General features: G+C 46.7%; 17 protein-coding genes. 7 read left to right on the top strand and 10 right to left on the bottom strand.

The window, feature by feature from the left end; genetic code table 11:
• Positions 1–7: 7 nt before the first annotated feature.
• The 3 genes from gldN to priA are packed head-to-tail and all read left to right on the top strand — an operon-like array spanning position 8 to position 4,036.
• A complete protein-coding gene (gene gldN, locus M1L52_RS02250) occupies positions 8–1,072 on the top strand; it encodes a gliding motility protein GldN (RefSeq protein ID WP_248613187.1) in 1,065 nt (354 codons plus the stop codon).
• 29 nt (positions 1,073–1,101) lie between these two features.
• Positions 1,102–1,716, top strand: coding sequence for an outer membrane beta-barrel protein (locus M1L52_RS02255; protein WP_248613188.1), 615 nt, complete (start codon positions 1,102–1,104; stop codon positions 1,714–1,716).
• A gap of 25 nt (positions 1,717–1,741) precedes the next feature.
• Positions 1,742–4,036 (top strand): primosomal protein N', encoded by a 2,295-nt coding sequence (priA, locus tag M1L52_RS02260; protein WP_248613189.1) that lies wholly within the window; start codon positions 1,742–1,744, stop codon positions 4,034–4,036.
• Positions 4,037–4,045: 9 nt separating this feature from the next.
• Here the strand turns inward: priA and M1L52_RS02265 are convergent, their stop codons facing one another.
• From M1L52_RS02265 to M1L52_RS02285, 5 genes are all read right to left on the bottom strand, one after another.
• Entirely contained in the window at positions 4,046–5,467 is a 1,422-nt protein-coding gene (locus M1L52_RS02265) for an OmpP1/FadL family transporter (RefSeq protein WP_248613190.1), read from the bottom strand.
• Positions 5,468–5,649: 182 nt separating this feature from the next.
• Complete coding sequence (locus M1L52_RS02270; RefSeq protein ID WP_248613191.1) at positions 5,650–6,603, bottom strand: peptidoglycan DD-metalloendopeptidase family protein; 954 nt, start codon at positions 6,601–6,603, stop codon at positions 5,650–5,652.
• A 152-nt stretch (positions 6,604–6,755) separates the two neighbouring features.
• Positions 6,756–8,879 (bottom strand): ATP-dependent DNA helicase RecG, encoded by a 2,124-nt coding sequence (recG, locus tag M1L52_RS02275; RefSeq protein ID WP_248613192.1) that lies wholly within the window; start codon positions 8,877–8,879, stop codon positions 6,756–6,758.
• Between the two features lie 8 nt (positions 8,880–8,887).
• Entirely contained in the window at positions 8,888–9,553 is a 666-nt protein-coding gene (locus tag M1L52_RS02280) for a 2-C-methyl-D-erythritol 4-phosphate cytidylyltransferase (RefSeq protein ID WP_248613193.1), read from the bottom strand.
• Between the two features lie 2 nt (positions 9,554–9,555).
• Positions 9,556–10,125: a DJ-1 family glyoxalase III gene (locus tag M1L52_RS02285; RefSeq protein ID WP_248613194.1), complete on the bottom strand. Its 570-nt coding sequence runs from the start codon at positions 10,123–10,125 to the stop codon at positions 9,556–9,558.
• A 77-nt stretch (positions 10,126–10,202) separates the two neighbouring features.
• On the opposite strand from M1L52_RS02285, the gene M1L52_RS02290 reads away from it, so the two are divergent.
• From M1L52_RS02290 to M1L52_RS02305, 4 genes are read left to right on the top strand one after another with little or no spacing between them, the layout of a single operon-like run.
• Positions 10,203–11,153, top strand: a complete 951-nt coding sequence (locus M1L52_RS02290; RefSeq protein WP_248613195.1) for an NAD kinase — start codon at positions 10,203–10,205, stop codon at positions 11,151–11,153.
• Positions 11,153–12,820, top strand: coding sequence for an ABC transporter ATP-binding protein (locus tag M1L52_RS02295; RefSeq protein WP_248613196.1), 1,668 nt, complete (start codon positions 11,153–11,155; stop codon positions 12,818–12,820). Before M1L52_RS02290 ends, M1L52_RS02295 begins: the two co-directional genes overlap by 1 nt.
• A 48-nt stretch (positions 12,821–12,868) precedes the next feature.
• Positions 12,869–14,383: an NAD(P)H-hydrate dehydratase gene (locus M1L52_RS02300; RefSeq protein ID WP_248613197.1), complete on the top strand. Its 1,515-nt coding sequence runs from the start codon at positions 12,869–12,871 to the stop codon at positions 14,381–14,383.
• A 22-nt stretch (positions 14,384–14,405) separates the two neighbouring features.
• Positions 14,406–15,488, top strand: coding sequence for a DUF4831 family protein (locus tag M1L52_RS02305; protein ID WP_248613198.1), 1,083 nt, complete (start codon positions 14,406–14,408; stop codon positions 15,486–15,488).
• A 75-nt stretch (positions 15,489–15,563) separates the two neighbouring features.
• Here the strand turns inward: M1L52_RS02305 and M1L52_RS02310 are convergent, their stop codons facing one another.
• Genes M1L52_RS02310 through M1L52_RS02330 form a run of 5 tightly spaced genes read right to left on the bottom strand, consistent with a single transcriptional unit; the run spans position 15,564 to position 26,634 of the window.
• Positions 15,564–17,534: a RagB/SusD family nutrient uptake outer membrane protein gene (locus tag M1L52_RS02310; RefSeq protein WP_248613199.1), complete on the bottom strand. Its 1,971-nt coding sequence runs from the start codon at positions 17,532–17,534 to the stop codon at positions 15,564–15,566.
• Positions 17,535–17,569: 35 nt separating this feature from the next.
• Positions 17,570–20,863, bottom strand: a complete 3,294-nt coding sequence (locus tag M1L52_RS02315) for a SusC/RagA family TonB-linked outer membrane protein (RefSeq protein ID WP_248613200.1) — start codon at positions 20,861–20,863, stop codon at positions 17,570–17,572.
• Positions 20,864–20,865: 2 nt separating this feature from the next.
• Positions 20,866–22,686 carry a fasciclin domain-containing protein gene (locus M1L52_RS02320; RefSeq protein ID WP_248613201.1) on the bottom strand — a complete coding sequence of 607 codons (1,821 nt, stop codon included), beginning with the start codon at positions 22,684–22,686 and terminating at the stop codon, positions 20,866–20,868.
• A gap of 46 nt (positions 22,687–22,732) precedes the next feature.
• A complete protein-coding gene (locus tag M1L52_RS02325; RefSeq protein WP_248613202.1) occupies positions 22,733–24,901 on the bottom strand; it encodes a fasciclin domain-containing protein in 2,169 nt (722 codons plus the stop codon).
• A gap of 17 nt (positions 24,902–24,918) precedes the next feature.
• Positions 24,919–26,634, bottom strand: coding sequence for a RagB/SusD family nutrient uptake outer membrane protein (locus M1L52_RS02330; RefSeq protein WP_248613203.1), 1,716 nt, complete (start codon positions 26,632–26,634; stop codon positions 24,919–24,921).
• Positions 26,635–26,658: the final 24 nt, after the last annotated feature.

Consider the following 26,658-nt stretch of genomic DNA (forward strand, 5'->3'; position numbering starts at 1 on the left):
TATCTATATGAGACGACTTTTTTTAATGTTAATGATATCGCTGATTGCCGGCACTATGGCTGCCCAGCCAAAGAAGAGCCGTGTTCAGCAGAACAACAAGACTGCTGTTCAACAGGCACAGCAGAGCAAGACTGCTCAGGGTGGCATGACACAGCGCATGCGCATCATGTATCCTACGGCTGTTGACATGCCTGAGGATGTGGTTTGGCGCCGTGATATTTACCGTGAAGTGGATCTCAACATAGGAGAGAACTCAGGCCTCTACCACCCCACAGAGCCAATAGGCAAGCAGATGAACCTGTTCACCTATGTCTTCAAACTGGCACTCAACGGATATATTCCTGTTTACGAGTATCGCCTTGATGGTAATGAGGTGCTCGATGCAACTGCCAAGGTTGACATGAAGACCGTGCTTGACAACTATCACATCTTCTATGAAGAAACCGACGGTAAGCTGAAGGTTGACAACAGCGACATACCATCGGCAGAGGTAAAGATGTACTACCTGAAAGAGAGTGCCTACTATGATCAGGCAAACTCATCGTTCCATATCAAGGTATTGGCAATCTGCCCAGTGATGATTCGCGAAGACGACTTCGGTGGCGAGTCTGCCAAGTACCCGTTGTTCTGGGTAAAATACAGTGACGTTGAGCCCTTCCTCAGCCGCCAGTCGGTGATGACGAGTGACAAGAACAATGCTGCTACAATGACTCTTGATGACTACTTCACTCTCAATCGCTATAAAGGCAAGATATACAAGACCAACAACATGCTAGGCAAGACACTTGCACAGATTGCTGGTAACGACTCTACGAAGATGTCAGCAGAGCAGAAGCGCATAGAAGCCGAACTGGAGGCCTTCCGTAACAACATCTTCGGAGACAAGGCAAAGCGCGACTCTCTCGACAGCATCGCCAGCATCGACCCCAAGCAACTGAAAAAGACAAAGGCTAAAGCACGCTCATCTACTGAGCAGAAGAAAGAGAAGGTCACAAAGACAAAGACATCACGTGCCAAGAGCAGCAGCTCGTCATCAGGCTCACTTATCAGCGTACGCCGTCAAAGACATTAATCATTTTCTATAAAACGTTTTATTAGCTTATGAAGAAATTTTTTACAACTATGGTAGTTGCCCTCACATTGATGGCACTGCCTGCACAGGCTCAGCTCGGACTGGGCTGGGGTCTCCGTGGAGGTCTTAACCTTGTAAGCATGTCATCAGACGAGAGCACATTTGACTCTTCGAACCGTGCCGGATGGTTCTTTGGTCCTACCGCAAAGTTCACTATCCCCTTGATTGGCATTGGTCTTGACGTGTCTGCACTTTATGACCAGCGCACCTCAGAATTCGAAGGTCAGTCAGTTAAGGAGCAGAACGTATTCATCCCCATCAACCTTCGTTATCAGGTCGGCCTTGGCAGCGTAGCAAGCGCTTTCGTAAAGGCTGGTCCACAGTTCGGTTGGAACATCGGCAGCAAGACATATGCAGCTGTAAAAGATGGTAATACTGGTGAGTTTAAACTGAAGGACTCAAATACCAGTATTAACCTTGGCGTAGGCATCAACGCCCTTAGCCACCTTGAAATAGGCATCAACTACAACATTGTGCTTGGCAAGACAGGTGACCTCACTGTAAAGGATGCTGCCACTAATGCTTACAACAACAGCAAGTCACGCACCAACGCATGGCAGCTTAACGTAGCATACTTCTTCTAAAGATTCAGACACAAACAGTAACAGTGTGAGTTATGCCGACATCATATTACCCGTTCCGCTGAACAGCCTGTTCACCTATGCCATTCCCACGGACATGGCAGAGAGTGTTGCATTCGGCAAACGCGTATTGGTGTCATTCGGTCCAAAGAATCACTATGTGGGCATAATAGTACGCCTGCACGACAACAAGCCCACTACATACAAAGTAAAGCCCATTGAGCAGGTTCTCGACGACACGCCGTTACTATTAGAATCACAACTACGCCTCTGGCAGTGGATTGCCGACTACTACATGTCACCCATCGGTGACGTATATAAAGGTGCTCTGCCAGCAGGATTAAAAGCAGAAGACGGATATAAGCCTCGTACAGAGACTTATATCCGTCTTACTCTGCCTTATCAGAACGAGCCTACACTCCACGTGGCTCTAAACATGCTGGCCCGCGCTCCACGTCAACAAGAGGCTTTCATTAGCTATCTCACACTCTCCGGTTGGGATAACATTTCAAGTGAAGAATGGCGTAATGACTGTGCAGAGATTACACGCGAGGAGCTGATGAACGCCTCTGGGACCGACTCCTCCACTATCAACCAGCTTGTAAAGCGAGGACTTCTTGAGACATACGAAGTGGAAGTAGGACGTCTGAACCTCAACACAGAGCCGCATCTTGAGAATATAAAGCCACTGAGTGATATACAGCAAGAGGCTTATAATCAGATTCTATTTTCATTTATGAAGAAGGACGTGACACTTCTTCACGGTGTCACATCCAGTGGTAAGACGGAGATATACATCCATCTCATCATGCGCGAACTGGAGCAACACCGGCAGGTGCTGTTCCTCATGCCCGAAATTGCGCTCACCGTACAGATGATGGAGCGTCTGCAACGAGTCTTTGGCAACCGTCTGGGCATCTATCATTCGAAGTATAGCGATGCAGAACGTGTAGAGATATGGCAGAAACAGCTATCTGGCAATCCCTACGATGTAATCCTTGGTGCACGCTCTGCCGTGTTCCTGCCATTCCAACATCTAGGACTGATTATTGTTGACGAGGAACACGAGACGAGTTATAAGCAACAAGATCCTGCTCCACGCTATCATGCACGTTCGGCTGCCATAATGTTGGCGAAGCTTTATAACACAGACGCATCAACGCCAGCTCCCAAGGTTCTTCTTGGCACCGCTACTCCATGCATGGAGACCTATCACAATGCCAAGACGGGCAAATATGGACTGGTGGAACTGACTCAACGTTACGAAGGCATAGAACTGCCTGAGATTCAGATTGTAGATACCAAAGACCTTCAACATCGGAAGATGATGAACGGTCCTTTCTCACCTCTGCTTTTGGCACGGGTCAGAGAGGCTCTTGAGCGTGGCGAACAGGCCATCCTCTTCCAGAACCGTCGCGGCTGGGCGCCAATGTTAGAGTGCAAACAATGCGGGTGGGTACCACGCTGTCAGCACTGTGACGTGTCTCTGACGCTCCATAAGAGCATGAACCAGCTCACATGCCACTATTGCGGTTATACCTATCAGATACCGACAGAATGTCCCGCCTGCGGCTGTAAGCAACTTCAGGGACGCGGCTACGGCACAGAGAAGATAGAGGATCAGATACGCGATATTCTACCCGAGGCTCGCATCTCACGCATGGATCTCGACACAACCCGCACCCGCAATGCCTATGAACGTATCATAAGCGACTTCTCATCTGGTCGTACAAACCTTCTCATAGGCACACAGATGATTTCAAAAGGTCTCGACTTCGGCAATGTGTCGGTTGTTGGCATCATCAGTGCCGACGGCATGCTTAACCAGCCCGATTTTCGTGCCTACGAGCATGCCTATATGATGATAGCTCAGGTCAGCGGCCGTGCTGGCAGAAAGGGAAAGCGCGGTCTTGTAATACTTCAGACTAAAAACCCAGATGTGAGCGTCATACAACAAGTGGTGCACAATGATTTCAAGACGTTCTACAACGACATGAAGTCAGAACGCAGCGCATTCAACTACCCACCATACTGCCACCTCATCTATGTCTATATGAAACATAAGAAAGACGATGTGGTAGAGACTGCCTCACGCGAGCTGGGCGCACGACTGCGGCAATGGTTTGGCAGTCGCGTGCTCGGTCCTGACAAGCCCACTGTCTCGCGTGTAAAGACACTGAGCATACGCAAACTTGTTCTCAAATTAGAGAACGGTATTGACATGCCACGTGTGCGCCAATATTTAGCGCTTGCCCAAGAGCAGATGCTCCAAGACAAGCGCTATGCTTCGTTGCAGGTCTATTACGATGTTGACCCGCTATAATCGATAATCTTAGAATTTATAGTCTATACCCAGACCAATGACATGGTTGGTACGTGAATAGGTCTCCGTAGCAGGCCATGGAGTGTCGTAATAGTTCTTCTGTTCCTTTTTATAGTCACTATAGATGGAGCAAAAATAACCGGCATTGAGTCGTATCTGTTCAGTGATATTCCATGCACCGCCAAAACCAAACGACCAGCTGTCACATGCAAAAGAGGTATTCTGCTGATAGTCATCATCGAGTCCATAGTCAGTGCGCTGTCCGCCACAGCTGATGGTGAACTTGTCATTAATGTCATACTCCAAACCGAGCAGATACTCATCCGTTCCGTGAGTAAGTTCTTTCTGACGACCTTTGGCCATCTTCGCATGCTTATCATCAAAATTATGATATTCGAGGGTGGCACGGAATTTGTCTGTGAACTCATAACCAAGAGCGATAGACAGCAGAGCAGGCATATCGTAACGTGTCTTAGCACCATCCTCGTAAGGAGCAACCTTATCGCCAAACTGAGCCAATGCAGTCTTTCCTGTCACATAAGGTACTGCCGCTGCTGTTGCAGCGTCTGTATTCTTAATGCTTGCATCCAATGTCTTAGTGTCGTTCTCAGTATTTATTTTAGTACGGAACTCATAGCGTGCAGCAATGGTCAGAGGTCCTTCACGGAAATCGAAGCTAACAACAGGTGTAAAGCCCCATCCCTTTTGCAGGCAGTCTAACTGCAAGTCAATAAGCTTTTGATTACCAGGACTTTCAATAGTGGTTGCAGTTACATGACCACGATTGTAACCATCGTAATAATTGGCACGAACGCCCACAGCACCGGCTATCTGGTCGGTAAATTTATAAGTAAAGTTCAACTGTCCGCCATAGATATACTGTTTGCCTTCCATCTTTGAGTCAATAGTATATTTCTCTGGGGTCATCGGTCCGCCCATTGCTGCAGGCATGGCCTTTGTTGCATCGAACAACTTAGCCATGACAAGCGCATTAAACATAGGTATTCCGTCATCGTATTTTACGAAGCCGCCACTACCCACAATACCTATCATGGCAGAAACTGCCCAACGGTCTTGTTTATATGAGGCAAAAAGTGCTGGAACGATTGGAGCAGATGCCTTTCCTTCGTATTTCTTATCAATATTCACACCTGGATATCCAAGAGAGGGAACAGCCAGATAGTTTGACGCCGTCATGGTAATGTCACGGTTCTGCCAAGGTTTCTGGAAATTAAGTGAGAGCTGCAGTCCTTCGTGTCCCCATGCAAGTCCTGCCGGATTGGAGTAAGCTGCATCAATGTCAAACGACGCGCCACGCGCCATCATACGGTCGAAAGCAATGTGATAATTGGTGTTTGTCATCAATCCGCCTGCCATAGAAACAGTTGCAGACGCTAATGAAAAAGCGAAAATGGTTAAGAATTTTCTCATTGTCAATAAAATTAGCAAATTTTTCGGTTGCAAAGGTACAATTATATTTTCAAACAGAATGTATCTTTATAAGAAAAGTTGAATTTATACACAAAAAAAAGGAACCGTAAGTACGATTCCTTTTTAGCATATAGCATATAAATACTATTCAATATAATCTCTTGATACTTGATTTCTGAATATTAATTGTATTTCAGAATCTGACCTGGACGCAGTCTTACCGTTCTGCTAATACGATTAAGCTTACAAATAGCATTTACTGTTGTACCATGCTTGCGGGCAATTGTAGAGAGAGTCTCACCCCTGCGAACCTTGTGGTAACGCGTTGAACTGCTACTTGATGCGACATCACGTGAACGTCCCACATTTGTGCTGTTCACCATTGCGGGATCATAACCGTTCTTGCCATTAGCACCACGTAGCTGTGTTGCAAGGCGTCCGTCAAACTCGTATGAATCACGACGGAAGTTATAGAAATCGCTTACGATGTCCTGATTCACGAAGTCAAACATGATGGCTGGGTTGAGTGCAACACCACAGAGACGTGTCTCGAAATGCAAGTGTGAACCTGTGCTACGTCCAGTGTTACCACCAAGAGCGATAGGCTCACCAGCACGTACCTCCTGATTCTCTACGACAAGCCACTTAGACAAGTGGCCATAAATAGTCTCCAGACCATTAGGGTGACGGATAACAATATATTTACCATAGCCACGGCGTGCGCCTTCGTTCTTCACTATACGAACCTTACCGCTGAATGCAGCACGGATGGTATCACCTATATATACCTTTATATCCAAGCCCTTGTGCTGGCGTCCCCAACGTGAGCCGAAGTTCGAGGTGATGACGCGGCTTGCAGTAGGCATATGGAAATCTCTCAAATCAATAGTAAACGAATCTGGAAGAGCGGTCTCACGATGTGCATACATGTTATCCCAATCCTGATAGAGCTCATCTGCGGGTGAATCGTATTCTTCAATCTCTATTAACTGTCTCAGCATTTCGGAATCCACAGCCTTCATCTTCTTGTCAATGGGTGCCTGATTAGCCAACAAGTCCTGACCTGAGGCTGGTAAAACAGCAAGTGCCGAAATGGCGATAACAGCAATATTTCTTAGTTTTTTGAGAATCATCATTTTGTTTTGTCGTTAGTACTCCTTTAGTGAAAAACATCACACAAAAAACGATAATGAGCTGATGTTTAATCAAATAGACGCCACAAAATTAATAAAACCTACATAAAAACAAGCCTTTTTGCATAATTATTTGTGGCTTTTTAACACTTAATCTAAGAAATTGCCGCCCAATTCACGTTTGTTTTACGTAATTCCTTCAATCTATTCCATAAAAGCTGATAGCGTGGAGAAGTGCATGAAGGGTCTTCATCCACTATTTTTTGAGCCTCGTCGCGTGCCATCTGTACAATCTGTCCATCACGTGCAATATCAGCTATTTTCAAGTCGAAGGCCATACCGCTCTGCTGTGTTCCCTCCAAGTCGCCAGGCCCACGCAACTTTAGGTCAGCCTCAGCAATACGGAAGCCATCGTTGGTCTCGCACATAATATCTATACGCTTACGAGTCTCATCACTTAACTTGAAAGTGGTGACAAGTATGCAAAACGACTGATCGGCACCTCGTCCAACCCTTCCGCGAAGCTGATGTAGCTGAGACAATCCAAAGCGCTGGGCATCAAAGATGACCATAACTGATGCGTTAGGCACATTAACTCCGACCTCAATCACAGTAGTAGCTACAAGAATCTGTGTTTCGCCATTCACGAATTTCTGCATCTCCTCATCTTTATCCTTCGGTTTCATCTTGCCGTGGACCTTACTAAGGCGGAATTCAGGGAATGCCTCGCGAAGCACTTCGAAGCCTTGTTCAAGATTTTTCAAGTCAATTTTCTCGCTCTCTTCTATGAGTGGGAACACCATATACACCTGTCTGCCATCATGTATCTGACGTCTTATGCCCTCATAAAGCGAAGTTATCCGAGAATCAAAGACATGAGTGGTCTGAATGGGTTTTCGACCAGGCGGCAACTCGTCAATAACGCTCACATCAAGGTCGCCATAGAGGGTCATTGCAAGTGTACGCGGAATAGGCGTTGCCGTCATCACAAGCACATGAGGAAGGGCTCTCAGCAGCGATGCATCTGTATCCTGCGGAGCCTTTGCCCACAGCTTTGCACGCTGAGCCACACCAAAGCGATGCTGTTCATCTATGACTACCATGCCGAGACGGGCGAACTGTACCGTATCTTCTATAACAGCATGGGTCCCGACAAGAATTCGAACCTCGCCCGACAACAATCCGTCTAGCACCTCCTGGCGTTTCTTTCCCTTTACCATGCCCGTAAGCAGTTCTACGCGTATTGGCATATCGTCCAAGAACTTACGGATAGTAGCAAGATGCTGTTCGGCAAGAATCTCTGTAGGTGCCATGATACATGCCTGAAAACCGTTGTCGAGGGCTATGAGCATGGACATTAAGGCAACAAGTGTCTTTCCGCTACCCACATCACCTTGCAGCAGACGATTCATCTGTTTCCCAGAACACATATCCTGGCGTATTTCTCGTATCACCCTCTTCTGTGCTCCTGTCAACTCAAACGGAAGTTTTTCATTGTAGAAGCCATTAAAATTGTCGCCAATACGGTTGAAGACATATCCGCGATATTTACGACGCTGGTCACTGGCATAGCGCAGTATATTAAGCTGCACGAAGAACAGTTCTTCAAACTTCATCCTCAGCCGCGCCCTCTCAAGGTCACGAGCACTCTGTGGGTAGTGAATAATGCGCAGTGCCTCATCACGCGACATCAGGTGATGACGGCTAAGCACCTCGTCAGTAATAGTTTCGGGGAAAGGGTCCTTTAGTTTTTCTACCAATGTCTTTGTCAGCCGTTCCAATGCCCGAGAATTGAAGTTCGCCTTCTTCATTTTCTCCGTGGTATGGTAATACGGCTGCATGCCCATCGCCGACGTATCAACTTTCGATGCATCGTCAACATCAGGATGCTGCACCTGTATCCGGTTATTGAAAACCGACGGTCTTCCGAACACCAGGTAGTCTTTACCTATCTTATAATTCTGCTTAGCATATTTACCACCATTGAACCACACCAAGTCCATAATGGCTGTACCGTCGGTAAAATGAGCAACTACGCGCTCACGGCGCGGTCCCATATCAAAAGTCTCAAAACTCATTATATGACCAACCACCTGAACAAAAGGCATGTCGCCTGTCAGCTCACGTATGGTATAAACCTTCGAACGGTCCACATACCGATAAGGGAAATACTCCAGCAAGTCCCCATAGGTCTCAATGCCGAGTTCCTGACTCAGCATCTTCTTACGGTTAGGCCCGACACCGGGCAGATACATAATATCCTGTTGTAGTATATCCATCTCTTATGCTATATCAGCATTTCCGCCATTTTCATGTCACCAGGTGTGGTGAGCTTAATATTTTCGCGATTGCCCTCGACAAGCCTTATTTCGTGGCCGAACGACTCTACGACCGAGGCATCATCGGTAAAACCGTCATTATAAGGCTGCTCGTTTGCAGCCTTAAGCAACTGAATGCTAAAGCACTGAGGCGTCTGTACCAGTCGGTACTCGTCACGAGGAACAGTATGGGAGACACCATCGGCATCAAGATGTCTGACAGTCTCAACTACAGGTATCACAGGCACCACAGCCCCACTCTGACGAGCCTCATCGTAACAACGAGCTATTGTCTCCACCGACACGAATGGTCTCACGCCATCATGAACGCCAACGACGCCATCTGTATCGTCGGGCACAAGCGCCAATCCGTTCTGCACAGAATGGAAACGTGTCTTTCCGCCATCAGCCAAAATATAAGGGATATTAAACTGATGCTGTCGGCACAGGCTATTCCAATATTCCTGTTGCGTCTTCGGCAGCACAAGTATAATTTGAAGTTCCGGCGAATACTCATGAAAGCGCATCATAGTGCGCATCAGCACCGGTATTCCGCCTACGGGCAGGAACTGCTTGGGAATATCGCCTCCCATGCGCAGCCCCTTACCGCCAGCTACTATTATAATATAGTCCATTATTATTTATTCATAAGATGTTTGAAGCGCATGCCCTCAGCTATCTGGTCACTGACCTCACGGCTGACAAGCTGTGCCAGCAGTTCGTATGCGAAGGGGAAGGCAGCAGCAGGTCCCTCGGCTGTTGTGACATTACCATCTACAGTAACCAGGTCTGCGGTATATGTTGCTTTTGTCAGCAGCTTCTCGAAACCAGGATAACAAGTGGCACTCTTGCCATCGAGCACGCCTAACTGTGCCAACACTACAGCAGGAGCAGCACAGATGGCTGCGACCTTCTTGCCAGCCTTTGCTTGAGTGAGGACAGTCTGACGTACCCCTTCGTGCTCGTATAGGTTTGTAGCACCAGGCATGCCACCTGGCAGGAAGAGCAGGTCAGCATCACTGAAGTCGCAATCATCAAACATAGCATCAGCCACAATCTGCACGTTATGGGCTGTTTCAACCACCTGTGAGTCGTCAACGATGCTCACTGTTACAACCTCCACTCCCCCGCGACGCAGCACGTCAACAGGTATCAACGCCTCCACATCTTCGAAGCCGTTAGCTAAAAAAACATACACTTTTGCCATACAATTCAAATTAAATTGTTACTTTTGCACAGCAAAGATACATATTCTTTATCAAATCAGAAAGAAAAAAAACAAATATGTCATCAAAAGCGCTTACTTTTGCCATCTTTGGCAATCTATACCAGCAAGAGAAATCGGCAGCTATCAAGCAGGTGCTCACCTGTCTGAAGAATCACGGCGCCCGTATCATGGTAGATGAAGAGTATTATCATTTCCTTGTCGGAATACCTGGCGTGCAGGAAATATTCGGGATAGCAGAGACACCAAGTAACCCTCAAAGTCCCGAAATTCCAGAGCGCTCCCGTTTCTATACTTTTTCTGGTGACAATTTCGAGGCAGACTTCGTTATCTCTATGGGCGGTGACGGTACACTACTAAAGACAGCGAGCCGTGTCCGCGACAAGCAGATACCCATTATTGGAGTCAACATGGGCAGACTGGGGTTCCTTGCTGACGTAAGTGCCAAGACATTTGACGAAACAGTAGATGCCCTCCATCGCGGCGAATACTCCGTGGAGGACCGTGCGCTCATCAACGTGGAGACAGATGGCGAACCTATAGACGGCTGTAGCTGTGCACTCAACGACGTGGCAATATTAAAGCGCGACTCGGCATCGATGATTTCCATACGCACATGCATCAACGGTGAGTATCTCACAACCTATCAGGCTGACGGTCTCATCGTCTCCACACCGACAGGTTCAACAGCATATTCACTCTCAAATGGCGGTCCCATCATCGTGCCAGGAACAGGAGTGGTGCTGATGACAGCCGTTGCGCCCCACTCGCTCAATGTACGTCCGATAGTACTGCCTGACACATCCAAGATAGAACTTACCGTGACAAGTCGCAGCCACACCTTCCTCGTTGCAATAGACGGTCGCAGCGGTAAGCTACCTGAAGGCACGACTCTCCGTCTGTCTCGTGCACCATATAATGCAAAGGTTGTAAAGCGCAGCACCACGCGATACTTCTCCACTCTGCGCGAAAAAATGATGTGGGGAGCTGATCTAAGGGAAGTAAAATAGTGAAAAGTGAGAAATATACAATAGCACAGATTTTCCTCTGGTTGTGGAAAGCCTGGAAAGGCAACCGACTGCAAGCCACGCTGAATGCAACAATCGGGCTACTTGGTGTGGGGTTCAGTCTGTCAATGGTATGGGCCATGCGCCGCGCCATTGATACTGCCTCGGGCATCATCGACGGTTCGATATACGCTGCCGTAGGCATCATGGCTATTCTCACCCTATGCGAGTTTGGCGTAGGCATTTCACGCGTATGGATAAAGAATATCCTCGGAGTCAAAGCACGTAACCGAATGCAACAGATGACTCTCGCCCGACTTTTACGATCTGAATGGCGTGGACGTGAGGCGATGCACTCAGGCGACGTCATCAACCGCCTGGAGACTGACGTGAACCATGTAGTAACATTTCTCACCGAGACCTTACCATCAACAATCTCAACAATAGCGTTGTTTATCGGTGCCTTCATCTATCTGTTTCAGATGGACACATGGCTTGCCATAATAACCGTAGGCATACTCCCATGCTTCATTCTTGCCAGTCGCTTCTACGTGAAGAAGATGCGGCAACTGACAAAGAAAGTTCGCGAAAGCGACAGCTTCGTTCAAAGCCTACTGACAGAGACCATGCAACACCGAATGCTTGTAAAGACGATGGAAGCGGACGACCAGATGCTTGACCGTTTGGAAGGAACTCAGTCGGAACTGCGCCAGAGAGTGAAACGCCGCACTGCATTCTCGGTTATCTCCAACCTCATACTAAACACCGGGTTTTCTCTCGGCTATCTAATCGCATTTCTATGGGGACTTATAAGACTCGCCGATGGCACCATCACCTTTGGTGCTATGACGGCATTCTTACAACTTGTCTATCGCATACAGAGTCCCGCACGCGACCTGACGAAGCTGGTACCGGCATTTGTCAGCGTGTTCACTTCGGCAGAACGACTGATGGAGCTTGAAGAGATTCCCGAGGAGAAACAGGGTGAGGCAATAATGCTTCCCGCCCCATGCGGAGTAAGATTCTCTGATGTGACCTACAGCTACAGCACCGACGAGCAACCAGTGATAAGTCACGCCAATTTCGACTTCAAGCCAGGCACATGCACAGCCATACTTGGCGAGACAGGCTCGGGCAAGACAACCCTCATCCGCCTACTGCTTGCACTTATACGCCCACAAGAAGGACAAATTGAAATTTACAGCGAAAGTACTATTTCCTATTCTCCCCTCTCCCCTCTCCATCGTTGTAACTTCGTCTATGTGCCACAAGGCAACACGCTTCTTGGCGGCACTCTACGCGACAATCTGCGCATAGGAGCCCCCGATGCCACTGACGAACAGATGAGAGAAGCGCTCCGATTGGCATGTGCCGATTTCGTTGACAATCTGCCTCAAGGGCTCGATACTGTCTTTGCCGAACATGGCGGTGGTATGTCAGAAGGTCAGGCCCAACGCATAGCCATAGCCCGAGCACTGCTCCGTCCAGGAAGCATTATCCTTCTTGACGAAGCCACCAGTGCCCTTGATCCTGACACCGAACGTCAGTTACTTAACAATATTATGCACAACAATGACAAGACCGTCATCTTTGTCACCCACAGACAAGCCGTTGTTTCCTATTGTGACCATGTAATATCAGATTTTTCCGCTTCAAATAGAATTTTGTAAGACAAATGTTTCTATTGTTGTAAAAAACTTTGTATTTTTGCCTGCGATATGAAAATCTTTACGAGCGCTCAAATCCACGAACTGGATAAATATACCATAGATCACGAACCCATTAAGTCTATAGACCTAATGGAGAGAGCCGCACGCGTTCTTACCAGGGCAATAACAGAAAGATGGCCAAGTACCATCCCAATTATTGTGTTTGCCGGACCAGGCAACAACGGCGGTGACGCTCTTGCCGTAGCACGCATGCTCATTGAACAGAACTATCAGGTTCAGACATTCCTTTTTAATATTACCGGTCATCTCTCTGCCGATTGTGCCGAGAACAAGAAACGTCTCTGCGACAAAAAAGGACGCTCACTACTGACCGAGATAACCCAGGAGTTTGACCCGCCACATCTGGATAGTGGCATGCTGATAGTTGATGGCCTGTTCGGTTCAGGTCTGAATAAGCCATTAGCTGGCGGTTTCGCTTCACTGGTGAAATACATCAACGCCTCAAAAGCCGATGTTGTTAGCATTGACGTGCCTTCAGGACTTATGACCGAAGATAACACCTACAATGTAAGTGCCAATATCATCAGAGCAACACAGACTCTCACCCTCGGACAGCTGAAGCTATCGTTCCTTTTCCCCGAGAGTCAGGCATACATAGGACAACTGCGCATACTTGACATCCGTCTCAGCCGTGAGGGCATGGAAAAGATTGAGTCCAACTACACACTGATGGAGGAAGACATAGCACGCCAACTTATTATGCAACGCGACCGTTTTGCTCATAAGGGACAGATGGGCAGCGCACTCATAATCGCGGGTTGCTACGGCATGGCAGGTGCATCAGTGCTTGCTACCAAAGCGTGTCTGAGAGCAGGAGCAGGAAAAGTGACTACCCACGTGCCAAAACGTAACGTAGCAATCATGCAGGTTGCTGTTCCAGAGGCCATAGTAAGCATAGACCGCGAAGAAACATCGTTTACCGAAGGTGTTGCAACAGAAGACTTCCAGGCAGTGGGAATAGGTCCCGGGCTTGGCACATCGGAACAGACAGCCATCACACTTATAGCCCAGCTACGCCGCACACAATGTCCTCTCGTCATTGATGCCGATGCGTTGAACATACTGGCAAGTAGAAGGGCATGGCTGCAGCAATTACCTAAAGGAGTAATCATGACGCCACATCCTAAAGAGCTCGACCGCATGGAAGGCAAGTGCATTGACTCGTTCGAACGCCTGACAAAGGCACGTGAGCTTGCCGAACGGTTACAGGGATACGTTATCCTCAAAGGACACCACACAGCCATTTGCATGCCCGACGGCCACGTAGTATTCAACAACTCCGGCAACGCAGGGATGGCTACCGCTGGTAGCGGCGATGTACTCACAGGCATCATAACAGGACTGCTTGCCCGCGGCTATGAGCGTCGTGAGGCATGCATGCTCGGTGTCTATCTTCACGGACTGGCAGGCGATCTTGCAGTACGCGAATTGGGAGAAGAGAGCCTCATAGCAAGCGATTTAATACAGTATCTGCCAAAGGCATTTGTCAGATTGAAGAATTAAGAATTGACAATATTATTAAGACATGAAATTAAAGATTGCATCTTTATTTATAGCGCTCAGCTGCTATGCATCAGCTGAAGCACAGACACGACTAAGCGACTACCGTCCAGGTGTCACTACCGAAGGCGCTGTCTATTTCCTTCCAAAGACAGCAATAAAAGTAAAGGTATTAGTAGAACGCTCAGTTTACAAGCCTGGTGAGTTCTGCAACTATGCCATGCGCTACTTGCATGCTAACGATGTACAACTGGAGGCAAACACCTCATATCGCATTGTAAGCGTGAAACAGCATCCTATTGCAATGGTAGATAGCACAAAGGCATATGCGGTGAAGTTTAATGCAAAAACGATAGCTGCTAACGTATCGCTGAGTGATGACGGCCGTCTGCTTGCAATCAACGCACAGCCTACTCCACAGCCAGAACTGGCAGACTTTAAGCCCGCAGCCAAGACTGCTGAAGTAAATCCTCGAAAGTTCATGAACGAAGAGATTCTTGCTGCCGGAAGCACATCAAAGATGGCCGAGCTAACTGCACAGGAGATATATGATCTTCGTGAGAACCGCGCATTGCTCATAAAAGGCCAGGCAGATTTTATGCCAGGTGACGGCGCACAGATGAAGATGATGCTCGACCAGATAGAGTTACAGTGCAATGCGCTCACCTCACTCTTCACTGGCACAGTAAACAAAGACACGACAGAGATAACTCTGACGGTTATACCCGATGGCGCACTAAAACATCAGATACTCTTCCGCCTCTCACAGAGATTGGGAATTGTTGATGCTGATGATCTTTCTGGAGAACCATATTACATCACCATTGAAGACCTGAGTAATATTCCTGCCTTAGACGAGGCTGCTGCTGAAAAGAACAAGAAGAAGAAACAGCCTGAGAGTGGTATATATGTCAATGTACCTGGACGCATGCGCAGCACCATTGAGCGTAACGGCAACGTATTATCAAATGCCGAGATGCCTGCTCCACAGTTCGGCCGTGTTGAACTGCTTAGCGGCGACCTCTTTAACAAGCGTTACACCACTCACCTGTGGCTTAACACTCTTACAGGCAGTGTTGAGCGACTTGAAGCAGAACAGCCGAAATAAATATTTCTTTTATATATAAAGATAAACGCCAACAAATATTCAATTTGTTGGCGTTTATCTTTTAAGGTTCTACCTTTATTTGAAAGGCAGATACCAGTTCTTTTCGCTCTTCAGGTCAACCACAGGGTTGTTGGCTTTCAACTTGTCAGCAAGCCAGACACCACCAAAGTTGGCACCATAAGGCGAGCCATCGTAGGTAGAGCTCTTTGCATGACCATTCTTATGACGAGCCAGACGACAGAGATCGTAGAATCGGTTACCCTCAAATGCTAACTCCAATGCATACTCATCACAGAGTATATCCTCAATAGCGTTGATGGTGTCCTGCTTCGTTGTACCGATGGTAATGCCAGCTGGATAAGAATTATCCTTGACCTTCGCATTCAATTCATCGAGCTTCTTTCCAACGATGCGAGGCATCTTATAGGGTGACGTGCCAGTACGGTAGATTGCAGAAGCACAATCGCCTGTAGCTTTACCAGCTCCATGGCTATGGATACCATAAGCATAGACTGCTGTATTGAATTTCTCAATATTAACGCTGGAGAATAGTGGATAGATAGTCGTCAGTTTTGTACGAGTATCATCTGTGATATAATCTGGATATCCACCAGGGTTCGCTTCTTTAGTAAACGTCAATACGCTGCTTATTCCATCTTTAAGTATTCCAAATGCGGCATCAGGCATACCAAGGCGATTGAAAGCCTCAGCGAGATGGAGCATCACCGTGCTGGTACGATAAAGAATGATGTTAGCCTGCTTATACTTGTCTATCCACAGGTACTCAGAGTTATCAGATGCTTTCCTGTTTGTTGTCGTGATGCTGCGCAGACGCATGTCACCGGCTTTTGATATCTGGATATTATCATGCTGGTTCGTGCCTCCCTTAGCATAGTAGTAATACTCTGTTGAGTCAGACAACGTGTTGAGTGCATCAGACGGTGTAATCTGAATTTCTTCTACATAAGCTCCGAAGTCACCTCTCTCTTCCGATGTTGCATAATAATTGAAACCAAAAGAAAGGGGGACAATGGTTGTAGGTCCCTGCTGCTTATTAACAGCCATAGGAATGTAAGAAATAATCTCCATAAAAGAGTTGTCAGAAACAGAGCCAGAGAAGATTGTGCTCCATTCTCCGCCAGCGCCTTTCATTTCTACTGCCACATTACTGGGTGATGGCAACAGGTCTGAATCCACTACCTGACCACCTTTCATCTTGGCAGTCATTGGAGCTATGAAAGGACTCATATTCCAATATATCGACGAACTTGAAGCAAACTGTGTCAAATAGGTAACGAAGTGCTTGGCTGCAGCATCATATTGTCCGGTTTCCAGATACATATCACCGAGGATAACATCCACCGGAATGAAACATTTGCTCATGACTACATTTTTTGCAGCAGACGTCCAGTTGGGAGTTCCTGCATTGTAATAATCACTACCATAACGAGGCAGTTGATAGCCAGTATATTGTTCCAGGTCTGGCGCAAGCTGATCAACAATCTGGTCAAGCGTCAACTCGGGGAACTTATTGTTATCAATCTGCGACACAGAAGTCAGTGGCTCCGTGAAGAACGGCACACGCTCATAGTTGCGGCCCAACTGCAGATAGGCCCATGCTCTCAGTGCCTTGATGGCTGCGTATTCATTCATCACAACGTTAGTAGAACCAGTATAGAGATTGGTCTTACGTTTGGCAATGTAGTAGTTACAGTTGTTAATGACCCTGTAATACACATAGGCACTGTCATATTTGTTGGCTGTGGTAGCAGAGAAGTTAGCCAACTGACGCAGGTTGTTATCCGTGTATTTAGTCGTAGCAACAAGGTCACCACGCATTTCTCCTTGGAACACATACTGATCAGCCAGATGCTGCATAGCCTCAAAAATACCATAAGCATAGAATACTGAGTCAGTCTTAGATTCTATTGATGGCTCAAAGTTCTGACGCTCACTATCACTCTCCAGCATATCAGAGCAGCCGACCATTGCTGTAGTCAATCCCAACAGCAGAGCACTTTTGAATATATTCTTTAAACTAATCATAATTTCTAATTACTCATTACTAATTACTAATTGAACTACAGGTTAATCTTCAGTCCCATCATGAACGAGCGGCTGTGAGCCAGGTTTCCACAATCTATACCCTGATAGATTACGTTGGTACCATTAGAGAACTCAGGATCATTGCCCAAATACTTTGAGAAGGTAAGTAGATTCTGTGCCTCAGCCCAAACAGTGAGTCCTTGCAGCCAGTCCCAGTTCTCAGGCACAGGTACACGATAGCTCAAGTTCAAAGTCTTCAGGCGCAGATAGCTTCCGTCTTCAATCCAACGGTCGCTGAATCGGTTGTTCTGCATCGGGTCGCCATATACAGCACGTGGAATATCTGTCTGCTGTCCCTCATAGCGCCAACGTCCCACTTCTGCCACCTGCTGGTTGTAGAAGTTGCTGCCTGAATTGAGTACAGAGCGCTGATAGTTATACACATCGTTTCCAAGAGAATAGTTGAAGCCAATGTTCAGCGTCAGTCTCTTGTAGTTCAGTGTAGCAAAAATATTTCCGTAGATATCAGGATTGGGATCACCGATGATTGTCTTGTCGTTTTCGTCAATCTTACCATCGTTGTTGAGATCGTCAAAGTGTACATCACCAGCAGCGAAATAGTGAGGGTTACCAGCAGCATCCGTCATGCTAAGTCCTGCAGCATTAGCTTCAGCAGCAGTGGCAAACACACCTTTCGTCTTATAGCCATAGAACAGTGCGATAGGATTACCCTCTGAGGTTAAGATATTGTTGTCACCATATACAGAAGTAGTGTAATCGCCGCTTGGCAACTTGGTCACCTTGTTCTTATAGTGTCCTACAGAAGCTCCTACTTCGAGATTCCAATCTTTCATAACCACAGGTTTAACAGTAACCATCGCCTCAAAGCCTTCATTCTCCAGTTCTCCACCATTGCTCCAATAACGGTTCACACCAGCAATCGGTGAAGAGAATGTCTTCAAGGTAAGCAGGTTGTCGGTCTTGTGGAGGAAGTAATCGAAGCGAATGCCCAGTCTATTCTCAAGCAGATAAGACTGGAAACCGAGGTTCAGCTTCTTCGTGCTTTCCCACTGCACTTTGTCGTTACCGATGTTCGTCAGCTGTGTACCAATACCCATCTGGTTGAAACGAACAGTAGTATAGCTTGTACGTGCTGCATAGTTGCTTATACCGTCGTTGCCACTGACATCGAAGCCGGCATTTACGCGAAGATAATTGACTCCCATGTTCTTCGGGAACCAGCTTTCATTGGTCAACACCCATCCTAACTGTAAGCTTGGGAAGAGCGCCCACTTCACACCGAACATGCTCAGTCCGTCAGCATTCTCACCAAATCGGCTGTTGGCCTCGCCCAGCAGTGACAGTGTAGCGAAATAGCGATTCATATAATTATAGTCCACATTGCCATACCACTGTATCTGCTTCCACACATCGTTGGCACCGCTGATGTCACGATAGCCGGCCCATGACAGTGCTGGGCTACGGTCACTCGTGGTTGCAGAGGTTGACTGCACTGAGACATTGTCAACATCGAATGAGAACTGATTGTATCGTGCACCGGCAAAGGCAGCGAAAGTATGTTTGCCATACTGATGGTTCCAGTCGAACTGGAGCTTACCCAATATATTCTCCTCTTTGGCAAACATTGATGACACTTTTGCATAGACACGTCCAAGTTCAGAGATGTTATAAGAAGGCACGCCTACTCGCGGACGGAAATAACGCTGTGCATTACGGTTCAGCGTGTAGCTTGCCAGAGCAGAAACGCTGAGGTTGCGATTGATATTATACGTCGGCTCTACATGAACATTGAAGTAGGTATTCTCAGCAACATTCTTATTATCGCCCTCACCGTAATTCAACACTGCTGATGGATTTGCCAATGAGTATTCCCTTCCCATCTGCGAGAAGATATCATCATAGTCAGAAAGCAACTTAGTGAATCCACCCTTACCGCCATTGACGAGCTTGTTATACTGATATGGAGCCACGAGTGGCGACTTAATCAGTGAAAGAGCGGTAGGAGACACCAGTGCACCTGCATCGAAATCCTCCGGCATACCGTTGTCAAAGACAGAGTTAGACGTATGCGTGATAGCAATATCAAACTTCGTGCTCAGATTATAAAGAATGCTGATGTCAGTATTAAAACGAACGTTCATTCTGTCAAAGTTATTCTTTCTGGCAGCATACTCTGCATCCAGATAACCGAGAGAAAGGTTATACATACCCACATCATCACCACCCTGTACGTTGATGCTGTAGTTCTGTGTCATCGCGTTATGATAAACCTCGTCCGTCCAGTCTGTATTATTATGATAGATATTATAATAGTAGCCATTGGGATCGTCATTGAGGAAGCGGAAGTCTATCTTCTGCTGCTGAATGCCGTCAATTGTACCAATCATCTCAGTAGCATAGCTGCGATACTGTGACGCATCCATCATTGTCGGCAGTCTGGGAACGAGTGTCACACCTGCTGACACGTTAGCGTCAATGCGTGTAGCCATGGAGTGACCGCGCTTCGTGTCAATAAGCACCACGCCATTTGCACCGCGTGATCCATAGAGCGCTGTTGCATTCTTCAGCACTGTCACCTTCTCCACATCATCGGGGGCGATATTGGCAAGGAGGTTATTGAACTGTCCTGCATGAAGTGACGAACGGTCACGCTGCATATCCAGCTCAATACCGTCCACAATAATCAGCGGCTGAGCATCAGCAGTGATGCTGTTAAGACCACGTATAAACATGGCTGCTCCTCCATCAAGGGCACCTGAACGCATGATAGTGTGCATGTCCGCACCAAGCTTACTTGATATCTCGTTATCCACCGTAACGCCGAATGACTCAATCTTAGCCTCGCTTTTCGCGGTATAGTCAGTTCCCTTACCATACATCGGCTGGAACACGTCTTTGATCATCGTCACCTTCACATTCTGTGTTGTATCACCAGCAACAATAGCCACCTGCTGTGACATATATTCTGGTGCATACACATAAAGTGATGTAGCAAATGTTGGCACTTTGATCCTAAACGAGCCATCTTCCTCAGACATGGCGGTGTAGCGCTTGTTACCTAACATCTGCAACTGTATGCCAGGCAGAGGCTTGCCAGTAGCCATATCACTGATTACACCTTTCACAGTGACAGTAGGATAATTGACGAGCTTCTCCTTTTTAGGCTGTTTTTTGGCGACAGTAACTTCCTCCTCGTCCTCATCCTCGCTCTGCGCGAAGGTGGGAACGGCAAAGAGTCCGAGTGCTAACGTGCAGAAGAAAAGTCGCTGACTTGTGTTCTGCAATGTTTTAAATATGTTGCTCTTCATATTTATTTATTTTTTTCTTCGTATTCATCAAGTTCAACAGGCTTCATGATAATAGCAGCAATGCGAATATCACGAGAGTAATTCATATCCTCTAATGAGAAAGGTAAGATCTCTGAAGAGATATGTATACTCGGGCTAATACCAAGACCTGAATAGCTCACTTCGAAATCAAACTGACCAATAAACACGGTGTCAACTTTTGCAGTGTTATGTGTGAAAGCTTCCTCTATAGACACCGTCTTAGGCACAGCAGGAAGTTTCTTTCCTTCCTTCAATGCTTCTGCATAGCTACGTCCAAAGACATAGTTGAGAACAGTACCGCTCTTGTTGCAATAGCTGAGACGATAGTTCAACAGCGAAGAACGTGGTTCGTTACCGAACTCCTTCATAGCCGTTGGCATATATACAACATAGAAGTTATACTTTCCTGACTTCACCTCTGGCAGTTTTACAAATAGATGAGGACACACGAATTCGTTGTCTGGTGTCACATGAACCCAAGAATAGTTCTTTTCTTCAGGATCACTTCCAAAGATAGCATAAGGCTTCCCTACAAGTTCGGGATAATTTTCAATATCGGTACATTTGAAATTCGGATCATAGAGCGAGTCTGGCACTGTAATATCCTCAGCCACGCCACTGAAAGCCAAACCTCTGTTATTCTTCAGCCAAGCCTTGATCTTCGGTTTGTAAGTCTCCCATGGTTTCATGGCCAGACTATCCACGATGATTACCTCGCCATTACTTACATTTACCTTTTGCCCTGTGGTATAGTCCTCAGTGATTTCCTTTGGATTAGAAAGCTTGGCATTGGTTGTTGAGCGGATGGTGTCGCTCTTCCCAGCAGCAGCTGCACTACCGTCTTTCCACATCTGATAGTAATAGTCGTTCTTGCTGAAGAACAAGTTTGAAGCAATAGTCAGCTTCGCAACAGAGTCACGCAATTCCTTCGTATCACGAATATTCACCTTGGTCGTTGTCTTCGTATCGTCATAGGAAGAGATTTTGTCAACATCAAGGGCAGTCGTAGTAGTAATAAAATTATTAGCGGCATACACCTTATTATACATATCCTTGAAGGCCTTATCAGTAGGCAGCACAGCCAGATAAGAACTGTCCTCACGGTCTATTTGAGCCCTGACACGATATTTGGTAATGATATTTTCTGTTTCCATCACTGAGTCTATATAGGTCTGAATACCATTGACGATAGGACCTTTGACACTCTTCGACGTATTCAGTTCCGTCAACTCATACTTTAGCAGATATTTTTTCAGTGAGTCAAGTCCTTCGCTGGCTTTAATATACTCATAGATGTTTGGATAGAACTTGGCATCACCATCAGTGATGTGCATCAGTCCATTGGTCGCGGGCACGTTAGCGGTCGTAACATTGCGTCCGTCAAACGTATAAGCGCCATCACCTTTAAAGGTGAAATACTTCTCGTTGAGCGCTAATACTCGCTGATCCACATTACCCGATGCCGGATAGGCGAAGGCGGCTACATGGCTCTTAACAAACTGCTTCAGCAAATCTTCTTTACTGAGATTCTGGTAGGCAGCCATATCAAATGTGTTATCTGCCGGTGCCCACACAGTGTATGCCTTAGAACTCTTCAGTTCCTCATCAAAGCCGGCCTGTTGTAAGAGCGCTTTGAAATTACTCAGCTGAGGAGTTGCATCAATGTTTTCCCAAAGCGTCTTGTCGGCTGAAGGTACACTTGACGCAGGATAATCATTATAATCGCTGTAGTCGGTACACGATGTGGCAGCAAGCATTGCAGCCGCCATCATCGTAATCCCTATATATTTGTTTTGTTTCATAGAAAATTCAAGAATTATCAATTTCAATTATCAATTTTCAATTCTCTTAGAACCAGTCTTCCGTGTAGCTCTGGTTATCTACCACATCGATAGGAACAAACTCAACGTAGTCAAGCTGCCACTTTAGGTCTTGTTCATCAGTGATTACGCTCTTGATGCGCAGCCAGCGTTCGTCGCTCTGCTTGATTTTCATTCGACCAAGAATTCGACGTAGGCTATTATTACCTGTTGTTGTGTAACGCTGATTACGGTCATTCTTTACATCACCCTTTGCAAAGTTACAATCACCCTTCTCTGCGTGGTCAGCATAGCTATAGAGTCCACGCATATATCCGCGAGTACGCAGAGCAGCATCTGTAGCCAGACCGAGGTCATCATCATTCAAGAAGTTGGTCCATCCAATACGTGGATCTGTTATTGGAACACGCACATCAAGAGGTATGTCAAGCGACATCATAGAGCCAAGTTCCTTAGAACTACCCATGTAGAACTGCATCATACCACCATGTCCCATAGGAGTATAGAAAATACGGAACTCATATGTATTCTCCGGCAACGGTGGCATTTTTATAGCCAAATCGTATTTACCCCATCCCTGGAAGGTGTTACTCTGCCAAGCATTGTAAGCACCAACCACATTGTAGCGGAACTCATTGTTAGAAGTGTAGCTGACCACGCCGTCGAAATAGTTCAATGGGAAAGCGATACGTGCACCGCTGCCACCACCGTTCCATCCACTTACGGTTGTTGAGTTAGCCATTCTGAACTCATTGTTTATGAACTCTGGCAAGAATGTCGTTGAGTCAAAGCGCATGCGCTCGTGAAGAACACCTTGGGGCACATCCTTATCATAGAGCAAGATGCTCCTTATACTGTGGATATAGCCGTTGTAAGCCTGTATGTTCGTTGGCACATTGTTTTTGTCAACTGTTCTGTTGATGCGCACGCCCTCATTCATCAGTACATGGAAGCCATCACTACCCTGTGTACCCACTTCGTTTGTCAACGTGTTCAAGGTCTGATAGCGGTTGATGTAGAGTGCTCTTCGCTCTGCTGTATCATCCTTCTTGTATCCATTCGGCTGCCAAATCTTCATCAGTGTATTTGGAAGCATGGTCTCGTAATAGTCATAAGGCTCACCACCATTGACATAGTTCCAATAAGGATTAGCCGTCTGCGAAATCCACTCATATACCAACTCTGACTCCGGCATACCTGCATATAGTATGTGGTAAGCAATGAACATGTTGAGCGTATTGAATGGATTAGTATAGTCATCGCCTGTGCTGATGGTGATACCCTTATCTACAGGATAGGTGTACCAAGTATCAGCATTACCATACCAATCATGTGTCTTTGCAATCAGATCATTAATATTGTTGATGCCTTCTGCAGCAAACACATCGTTTGTCTCAGCAAAGATAGTATATGCCACACGGCACTCTTCTGGTGCAAACAGGTTGGAACCATTTGTATCAGTGTGCTTCCAGTCACTTGACTTCGGATACTCTACATTCTTCTTGCTATTACGCAGCTTCTCGCTGAGACCTGTGAGGTTCAGAGCTTCGAGGAAGAGGCTGAACTGTGGATAACGGCGCAATTCTTCTGGCAGCACCTTGGTATTACGTGGAATAACATTATCAATCAGATGGACGATACCATTGATCATCTCGTGGTCGCCATCAACGATAACTGCTCCAGCCTGCATACCTGCCACATGGTTGATAGTCACGCGACCCTCGGCATCGCTCGTAGTCTCAGTATTGATACTACGGCCAAGCATCATCGGGATAGTCGGGTTGATGTTCAGTGTAGGATAAAGACCTATGGCAAGATGATATTTTGCAATATCATTGCAAAGGCTGTCAGTCAATCCCTGCAGCGAGTTCTCAGTCATGCCGTTGTGTGGAACTGTTGCCTTGTCATCATTATACAGGTCATTGATATAAGTTGCCACTGCCTGATTGTTCGGGATGAAACAGGTGTACTGTCCGTAGGCAGCGAGGTTCTTGTCCAGTCCTACACGCTCCATGATATAAAGGAACGAGGAGAGGTTTGGATCTTCTTTGATAAAGTCAAGGGTTGTTTTTCCCGTTGATGTATAGAGATCCGACTCGTCGGGCTCAGGGTTGCAGGCTGTTGTAGCAAACAGTCCTACAACCACAAGTCCCATTGTGACGATATGATTAAAAGCATTTCGAACGCTGTATTTCATATTCTTTCCTCCTTACATTAATAGGTTTTTTCAAAGTCATTATTCTTCTTGTACACCGGATTCTGCTTCAACGTAGCGCATACGTTGACATCAGCATCAGGAATAGGCCAATAGAGATAAGCCTCATTGCGCATCTTTGCCTTGATGCTTGAGCCGTTGATACCTTCTGAGCGCACCATCAGGTCGAGCATATTACCATAGTTGGCGGTAGCCGTAGAGTTACCATTGGCATCGATGATATCTGCAAGAATCTTATTGTATTCCACACCTTCTACATGGCGGTAGTTAAAGCGAAGCAGGTCATACCAGCGCTTACCTTCGAAGCACAGCTCGCGCTGACGCTCTTCCATGACCAGCTGTTCCATCTCGCTCTGACTCTTGCCACTGAACGTTGACCACTTCAAGGAGTCCGTAGCCGGGTCGAGCAGTGCACGTGCATGAACTGCCTGTACCATATTGAATGCTTTACGCATATAGTCATCGCCTGCTGTGCTACCCAACTGTACAAGTGCCTCGGCACGCATCAGCATCACATCAGACAAGCGATAGAAGATAAAGTTCTGGTCGAAGTTGGCAAAGGTGCGGTTTGCATCACGCTCTTGCTTAGCTTCTGAGTTCACACCATTCTGTGCCACCATTTTTCTTACAGACTGGACATCGTTGCCTTTGAAATAGCAACTGCCATAGTATCTCAGGTCTTTCTGTCCAAACACGTTGCCATTAAGGTTCTGCATGGAAGTAGACTGCTTGGAGAAAATAGTGCCTGGCATCAAGAAGCCTTCAGCAGAGTTGTTGTTGGCATACTTATACAGATACTTGCACAGTCCGGCATTGTTGGTGCTCTGCAGCTCAAAGATGCTCTCTTCAGCATTCTGACTGACAAACACGTCACGGAAGAATGCTGTTGCGTCAGCCAAAGGATACAACTTAGTAGTCAGCTCGCTGCTACTTACGATGTGCTGTGACTGCTTAGAGGCAATGACCTCATCACATGCATCAATGCATGCCTGATAGTCAGCTGCGCTATGCTTCACTGAAGCACGCCACAGATAGATGTCTGCCAAGATGGCATTGATGGCATCAGCAGTTATAAAGCCTACACGTTGCCAGTTTCTGACAGTATAGCCTTTGGCTGAGAGGGCACCAGTCTTTGCCTGAATAAGGTCATCAATACAATGCTGGAGCACCTCTTCTGGAGATGACTGCGACAGTGCCATGTTCTGGCTGCTCTCCATGTAACTCTTGCTAACATAGGGCACATCGCGGAAAGCGCGCACCAGATAGAAATAACAGAGTGAGCGCAGTGCCAACATCTGTGAGCGGTCAGCATTATAGTCACCTTCCGTGTAGTTAGGATCCACCTCCATCACACCTGCTGCTCTGTCAAGAACAATGTTACAGCGGTTGATAATGTTATAGAAGGCAGCCCATGTGGCATACATGTTGGTGGTCTGAATATTGACCGATGTAATCTCTGCGAGTGCATCGGGTATGGTACCAGTTGGATTGGTGGTCTGCACCAGTTCATCAGAACGGTACTCGCCCCAGATGATCAGTCGGGTGAAGACATCTTCCGAGTTCACCGCAGCATAAGCCGCATTAACCATCGAAGCTACATCTTCCTTTGTCTGCCAGAAGTCCTCATCGACGGTTTTATCATCGGGCAGGATGATGGTGTCCACACAGGAGACAAGCATCATGCTGGCTATCGTCATTAAAATATACTTCTTCATAGATATGGTTCTTTTCAGTTTTTA

The sequence above is a fragment of the Prevotella sp. E13-27 genome (assembly GCF_023217965.1).
Lineage (GTDB): Bacteria > Bacteroidota > Bacteroidia > Bacteroidales > Bacteroidaceae > Prevotella.